This is a genomic window from Silvania sp., from assembly GCF_051656365.1.
GTDB lineage: Bacteria > Pseudomonadota > Gammaproteobacteria > Enterobacterales > Enterobacteriaceae > Enterobacter > Enterobacter hatchlandensis.
Map to the genome: position 1 here is coordinate 1 of NZ_JBOGBT010000113.1, position 7369 is coordinate 7369.

The 7369-nt window shown below is 56.2% G+C and carries 6 protein-coding genes and 2 tRNA genes; 1 reads left to right on the forward strand and 7 read right to left on the reverse strand.

What is annotated here, in order from left to right:
• Positions 1–100: 100 nt before the first annotated feature.
• From lnt to miaB, 5 genes are all read right to left on the reverse strand, one after another.
• Positions 101–1639, reverse strand: a complete 1539-nt coding sequence (lnt, locus tag ACRDD5_RS22465; RefSeq protein ID WP_438678041.1) for an apolipoprotein N-acyltransferase — start codon at positions 1637–1639, stop codon at positions 101–103.
• Between the two features lie 5 nt (positions 1640–1644).
• Positions 1645–2523, reverse strand: coding sequence for a CNNM family magnesium/cobalt transport protein CorC (gene corC / locus ACRDD5_RS22470; RefSeq protein ID WP_271283560.1), 879 nt, complete (start codon positions 2521–2523; stop codon positions 1645–1647).
• A 104-nt stretch (positions 2524–2627) separates the two neighbouring features.
• On the reverse strand, positions 2628–3095 hold the full coding sequence (gene ybeY / locus ACRDD5_RS22475; RefSeq protein ID WP_438678042.1) for an rRNA maturation RNase YbeY: 468 nt from the start codon (positions 3093–3095) through the stop codon (positions 2628–2630).
• Positions 3092–4138: a PhoH family protein gene (locus ACRDD5_RS22480; protein WP_438678043.1), complete on the reverse strand. Its 1047-nt coding sequence runs from the start codon at positions 4136–4138 to the stop codon at positions 3092–3094. Before ACRDD5_RS22480 ends, ybeY begins: the two co-directional genes overlap by 4 nt.
• Positions 4139–4288: 150 nt before the next feature.
• Positions 4289–5713, reverse strand: a complete 1425-nt coding sequence (gene miaB / locus ACRDD5_RS22485; RefSeq protein WP_271283563.1) for a tRNA (N6-isopentenyl adenosine(37)-C2)-methylthiotransferase MiaB — start codon at positions 5711–5713, stop codon at positions 4289–4291.
• A gap of 134 nt (positions 5714–5847) precedes the next feature.
• Here miaB and ubiF point away from each other — a divergent pair, with 134 nt between their 5' ends.
• Complete coding sequence (gene ubiF / locus ACRDD5_RS22490) at positions 5848–7023, forward strand: 3-demethoxyubiquinol 3-hydroxylase (RefSeq protein ID WP_438678044.1); 1176 nt, start codon at positions 5848–5850, stop codon at positions 7021–7023.
• A 112-nt stretch (positions 7024–7135) separates the two neighbouring features.
• On the opposite strand, the gene ACRDD5_RS22495 is transcribed toward ubiF, so the two are convergent.
• A tRNA-Gln gene (locus tag ACRDD5_RS22495) sits at positions 7136–7210 on the reverse strand.
• A gap of 44 nt (positions 7211–7254) precedes the next feature.
• Positions 7255–7331: transfer RNA gene (locus ACRDD5_RS22500), tRNA-Met, on the reverse strand.
• Positions 7332–7369 lie beyond the last annotated feature (38 nt).

Consider the following 7369-nt stretch of genomic DNA (forward strand, 5'->3'; position numbering starts at 1 on the left):
CTCTCCGTAAAAGGGAGAGGGAGAAGGGCGGAGCAGAAGATGAGATTGTGCAGTGACAGTCCCCTCTCCCCGATGGGGAGAGGGTTAGGGTGAGGGGTGACTACTTACGACGCTGACGAAGGCTCATCAACACGGCACCAAAGCCGAATAACGCCGTCAGGATCCACACTGGCCAGTTGCCGGTGCGGGCGTAAGGCGTCAGGCCTGTGGTCGGCGTAACGCGGGTAGTGAGCACCTGACGGGTGAACTGCGGGATCATGGCCTGGATTTCACCCTGCGGACCAATCACGGCGGTAATGCCGTTGTTGGTACTGCGCAGCAGCGGACGGGCCAGCTCCAGGGAGCGCATCCGCGCCATCTGGAAGTGTTGCCACGGGCCAATCGACTTACCAAACCACGCATCGTTAGAGATGGTCAGTAAGAAATCCGTATCAGGGCGGAAATTATCCCGAACCTGTTCACCCAAAATGATCTCGTAGCAGATGGCAGCGGTTAGCAAAAAGCCGTGCGCGCTTAACTGAGGCTGGACGTACGAGCCACGGCTAAAGGAGGACATCGGCAAATCGAAGAACGGTGCCAGCGGGCGCAGAATCGATTCCAGCGGGACAAACTCACCAAACGGCACCAGGTGATTTTTGTTGTAGCGGTTGCGCGACTCATAGCTGTAAGGATTGTCTTTTCCCAGCGTGATGATGCTGTTGTAAGTGTCGTAACGATTTTGCTTATTCAGGCGTGCATCAACGATACCGGTGATAAGCGTGGTGTTACGCGCACGCAGCAGATCGTCCATCATGCTGAGAAAACGCTGCTGGTTAATCTCCAGATCCGGAATAGCCGACTCAGGCCAGATTATCAGCTGCGACTTGCCCATTTCGGTCTGGGTCGCATCAAGGTAGATTTTCAGGGTGTTAACCAGCTGATTTTCATCCCACTTGAGCGACTGGGGAATATCACCCTGCACCATCGACACCTGGGTAGCGCGTTCCGGCTCAAGGGTAAACCACTGGATGTAACGCAGCGGGAAGGGCAGGGCAAACAGCACCAGCGCCATCACCAGCGGACGCCAGTTGCGCTGGGCCAGAGCCAGCACCAGCAGGCCGCTCACCACCATCAGCAGGAAGTTGATCGCCTCAACGCCCAGCACTGGTGCCAGGCCTTTCAGCGGGCCGTCAATCTGGCTGTAGCCAAACTGCAGCCACGGGAAACCGGTCAATACCCAGCCGCGCAGGAATTCGCTTATCTGCCAGACCACCGGGGCGGCAATGGCGACGCGCAGCCAGCTGGTTTTCGGCCACAGGCGCGAGAGGATCCCGGCGAACAGGCCGGTATACAGCGAGAGATACGCCGCCAGCAGCACCACGAGGAACACGTTAACCGGGCCAGGCATGCCGCCAAACTGGGCAATACTGACGTACACCCAGTTAATGCCGGAGCCAAACAGGCCGAGCCCCCAGAAGTAACCAATCGCCGCCGCCTGAACAGGGCGTCGGTTCAGGGTCAGGCCCTGGAGCCCCATCAGGGAGAGAAGCGCGGCAGGCCAGATATCATAAGGGGAAAAAGCCAGCGTACCGCTGGCTCCGAATAACAGCGCCAGCAGCAGACGTATGCGCTGGCGTTCAAGCAGTGAGGCAAATGCCATTTAAATCAATCATCCAGTGTGGGTTGCGGAGCATCGTCCGGCATTCTGACATGAACCTGAATAATACGTCGACTGTCGGCCATGGCGACCTTGAACTGGTAACCGTCAATGTCCACGGTTTCGCCCCGCGCTGGGAGGTGGCCAAAGGCCTGCATCACCAGCCCGCCGATGGTATCCACTTCATCGTCGCTGAAATGGGTGCCAAAGGTGTCGTTAAAATCTTCGATCGGCGCCAGAGCGCGCACGGTCCAGGTGTGACGACTCAACTGACGGAAGTCGATATCCTCTTCTTCGTCATATTCATCTTCGATTTCACCGACAATCAGTTCGAGAATATCTTCGATGGTCACAAGGCCGGAAACACCGCCAAATTCATCGATAACAATCGCCATGTGGTAACGCTGGGAGCGAAACTCTTTCAGCATGCGGTCAACCCGTTTACTTTCCGGGACAACGACCGCCTGGCGTAACACTTTTTCCATGCTGAAGGCTTCAGATTCACTGCGCATAAACGGCAGCAGATCTTTGGCCATCAAAATCCCTTCGATGTGATCTTTATCTTCGCTGATGACCGGGAAACGCGAGTGGGCGGACTCGATAATGACATCGAGGCACTCCTCCAGGGTCTGGTTGCGTTTCAGGGTAATCATCTGCGAGCGGGGGATCATGATGTCGCGAACGCGCTGGTCGGCGATGTCCATTACCCCTTCGAGCATTTCACGCGTATCTTCGTCGATAAGCTCGTTCTGCCCGGAATCACGGATCAGCTCCAGTAGTTCGTCACGGTTTTTAGGTTCACCGTGGAAAAGCTGGCTCAGAAGGAGGGAGAAAAATCCCTTTTTGCTGTTTGGTGTGTCGCTACTGTGTGAATTGTCGTCGCTCATGGCGTTTGTTAAGGGTTCTCTTGTTGGTGTTCAGTTAGCCGCAGCGGACCTTGGTCAGACGCGACGGCACATAAAGTGGATACGGCGGAAGACCGCCGTACAGACTACTCTTTCTCGGCAATGTACGGATCCTCATAGCCCAGAGCAAGCATTATCTCTGTCTCGAGGGATTCCATCTCTTCCGCTTCGTCGTCTTCAATATGATCGTAGCCCAGCAGATGCAGGCTGCCGTGTATCACCATGTGCGCCCAGTGGGCGTCGAGCGGCTTTTGCTGCTCCTTCGCTTCCTGTTCAACCACCTGGCGACAGATGATCAAATCACCCAGCAGCGGCAGCTCGATGCCTGGCGGCGCTTCAAACGGGAAGGAGAGCACGTTAGTCGGTTTATCTTTCCCGCGATAGGTCAGGTTCAGCTCGTGGCTTTCGGCCTCATCCACCAGACGCACGGTGACTTCTGACTCTTCCTGGAACTGCGGGATCACCGCATCCAGCCACGCCTGGAACTGGCTCTCTTCCGGCAAACCGGAATTGTCTTCACATGCCAGCTGTAAATCGAGGATAACCTGACTCATTTCTGCTCTTGCTCCTGGGCTTCGCGTTTGCGTTCCGCGGCCTGTTCTGCTTTACGTTTTTGTTCGGCTTCTTCCCACGCCTCATAGGCAGTGACGATGCGGGCAACCACCGGGTGGCGTACCACGTCTTCGCTGTGGAAGAAGTTAAAACTGATTTCATCGACGTCTGCCAGCACTTCAATGGCGTGACGCAGTCCGGATTTGGTGCTACGCGGCAGGTCGACCTGGGTGATATCGCCGGTGATGACCGCTTTCGAGTTAAAGCCGATACGGGTCAGGAACATCTTCATCTGTTCGATAGTGGTGTTCTGGCTCTCATCAAGAATGATAAAGGCATCGTTCAGCGTGCGCCCACGCATGTAGGCCAGCGGAGCCACTTCGATGACGTTACGTTCTATCAGCTTCTCGACCTTCTCAAAGCCGAGCATCTCGAACAGCGCATCGTACAGCGGGCGCAGATACGGGTCGACCTTCTGGCTCAAATCGCCGGGTAAAAAGCCCAGCTTTTCGCCGGCTTCAACGGCCGGACGGGTGAGCAGAATACGGCGGATCTCCTGACGCTCCAGCGCATCTACGGCGGCGGCAACGGCAAGATAGGTTTTACCGGTACCCGCCGGGCCCACCCCGAAGGTGATGTCATGATCGAGAATGTTGGCGATGTACTGCGCCTGATTTGGCGTGCGAGGCTTAATGACCCCACGCTTGGTTTTGATATGGATAACTTTGCCGAATTGCGGCACGCTCTCCGCGCTCTGTTCCAGCACCCGGGCTTCTTTGATCGCCAGATGAAGCTTGTCCGGTTCAATATCCTGCGTTTGACCGCGCATCGGGGCAGTATCGACGTACAGGCTGTGGAGAATATCCGCAGCCGCATTGACGCAGATGGCGCGTCCGGTGAGTTTGAAATGGTTATCGCGACGATTAATTTCGATACCCAGACGTCGCTCCAGTTGTTTGATGTTGTCATCAAACGGCCCGCACAGGCTCAGCAGGCGAGCGTTGTCTGCTGGCTCAAGGGTAATTTCACGCGTATCTATGTTCAAACCGTTCCTCTTATGTCTCGGTTGCCAGAAAGCAAAGGGTCTGTCTCATGAAATTATTCACGCCAGAGAATAAAGGCGCAAGCATTGCGAAATATATGGGGGACAGGAGGGGGAAATACAAGGCCTGCCAGAAATGGCAGGCCTCAGAGATCACGGCTGATAAACGCCGACGCCCAGATCGTTTTCTTTGCGGGTACGCGCAATGATGGATTCTGGCGTTTGTGCCACCCGCAGGCCCATCTCCTCTTCGGTACGTACCAGTCTGCCGCGCAGGGAGTTGGTCAGCACTTCCTGGATTTCGATGTCGACGAATTTACCCACCAGATCTGGCGTTCCTTCGAAGTTCACCACCCGGTTATTTTCGGTTCGGCCAGACAGCTGCATGATGCTCTTCCGCGATGTACCTTCCACCAGCACGCGCTGAACGGTGCCGAGCATGCGACGGCTCCAGGCGGTGGCCTGCTGGTTAATGCGATCCTGCAGAATATACAGGCGCTGCTTTTTCTCCTCTTCCGGCACGTCGTCAACCATATCGGCGGCAGGCGTTCCGGGACGGGCAGAGAAGATGAAGCTATAACTCACGTCGAAGTTCACCTCACCGATGATCTTCATGGTGCGCTCGAAATCGTCCGTGGATTCACCCGGGAAACCGACGATGAAGTCAGAGCTTATCTGAATATCCGGGCGTGCTTCACGCAGCTTGCGAATGATCGATTTATATTCCAGCGCGGTATGGGTGCGGCCCATCAGGTTAAGCACGCGGTCGGAACCGCACTGGATCGGCAGGTGCAGGAAGCTCACCAGCTCTGGTGTATCGCGATAGACATCAATGATGTCATCGGTGAATTCAATCGGGTGGCTGGTGGTAAAGCGGATCCGGTCGATACCGTCAATGGCCGCCACCAGACGCAGCAGGTCGGCGAACGAGCCGGTGCTGCCGTCGTAGTTCTCACCGCGCCAGGCGTTAACGTTCTGGCCGAGCAGGTTCACTTCACGTACGCCCTGGGCCGCCAGCTGGGCGACCTCAAACAGGATGTCATCGCAGGGACGGCTCACTTCCTCACCGCGGGTGTAGGGCACCACACAGTAAGTACAATATTTGTTGCAGCCTTCCATAATAGATACGAAGGCGGTCGGGCCATCGGCACGCGGTTCCGGCAGACGGTCAAATTTTTCGATTTCCGGGAAGCTGACATCGACCACCGGGCTGCGATCGCCACGAACGGAGTTGATCATCTCTGGCAAGCGATGCAGTGTCTGTGGGCCAAAGACGATATCCACGTAGTGAGCGCGGGTACGAATCAGTTCACCTTCCTGCGAGGCGACACAGCCGCCCACGCCAATGATGATGTCCGGATTTTTCTTTTTGAGAAGTTTCCAGCGACCTAACAGATGGAAGACTTTTTCCTGCGCTTTTTCACGGATTGAGCAGGTATTAAGCAGCAGCACATCGGCTTCTTCTGCATGTTCAGTCAGTTGATATCCGTGGGTAGCATCCAGCAGATCGGCCATCTTCGATGAATCGTATTCGTTCATCTGACAGCCCCAGGTTTTTATATGGAGTTTTTTAGTCATCGACTTGCTCGGGCTCAGGATTGCAAGCCGCATAGTGTAATGCTTTGGTGTGGTTGTGACCAGTATGAAGGTTGTCAGCCTCAAGGCAAAAAATCCGGTAAACTTAGGGGATTCTTCAATAAGGACAATTGACCATGACTATCCAACAAACCGGGATCGCCGTTGTCGGCGGCGGTATGGTCGGCGGGGCGCTGGCGCTGGGGCTGGCGCAACACGGGTTTGACGTAACGGTGATAGAGCAGGCGGCGCCGCCTGCATTTGATGAGACACAGCAGCCAGATGTGCGTATTTCCGCCATCAGCGCCGCGTCCGTTGAACTGCTGCGCGGGCTGGGCGTCTGGGACGCGGTGCTGGCAATGCGCGCGCACCCTTATCGTCGGCTGGAGACCTGGGAGTGGGAAAACGCCCACGTGGTGTTTGACGCCACCGAGCTTAAGCTCCCGCTGCTGGGCTATATGGTTGAAAACAACGTACTGCAGCAGGCGCTCTGGCAGGCACTGGACGCGCATCCGCAGGTGACGCTGCGCGTACCTGCGTCGATAAAGGCGATGCACCGTCACAACGATCAGCATCTGATCGCGCTGGATAACGGTGACGAATTGCGAGTAAAACTGCTGATTGGCGCCGACGGGGCGAATTCCCGGGTGCGGGAAATGGCCGGAATTGGCATCCACGCCTGGCAGTATCAGCAATCCTGCATGCTGGTCACCGTCGCCTGTGAAAACGAACCGGGCGACAGCACCTGGCAGCATTTTACCCCGAACGGTCCGCACGCGTTTTTACCGCTTTTCGATCGCTGGGCCTCTCTGGTGTGGTACGACACCCCTGCGCGCATTCGTCAGCTACAGGGGCTGACGATGGACCAACTGCAGCGTGAGATCGGCCACCATTTCCCGGCGCGGCTGGGCAAGGTTACGCCGGTTGCCGCAGGCGCATTCCCTCTTACCCGCCGCCATGCGCTGAGCTATGTGCGTGAGGGTCTGGCACTGGTGGGCGACGCAGCGCATACCATTCACCCCCTGGCAGGGCAGGGGGTGAATCTGGGCTATCGCGACGTAGAGGCGCTGTTGGATGTCTTAAGCAGCGCTCGCAGTCACGGTGAAGCCTGGGCCAGCCAGCAGGTGCTTAAGCGCTATCAGACGCGTCGCATGGCGGATAATTTCCTGATGCAGTCGGGGATGGATCTGTTTTACGCGGGATTCAGCAACGATCTCGGCCCAGTGCGTATTCTGCGCAATATCGGCCTGATGGCGGCCGAGCGCGCGGGCGGTCTGAAACGCCAGGCGTTAAAATACGCGCTCGGACTCTAAGCGGTTTTTCCCCTCTCCTTTTGGGAGAGGGCCAGGGTGCGGGGAACACACCACTCTGTCCCCAAAGCACAAAAACAAAAAAGCCCGCAGAGCGGGCTTTTTTGCTGTTAAGTGGCTGGGGTACGAGGATTCGAACCTCGGAATGCTGGTATCAGAAACCAGAGCCTTACCGCTTGGCGATACCCCAACAATTTTTTCTAGTTTACCGAAATAATCGATAAATTTCTAATTTGGTGGCTACGACGGGATTCGAACCTGTGACCCCATCATTATGAGTGATGTGCTCTAACCAACTGAGCTACGTAGCCGATACTAGCATATTCTTCGATGGCTGGGGTACCTGGAT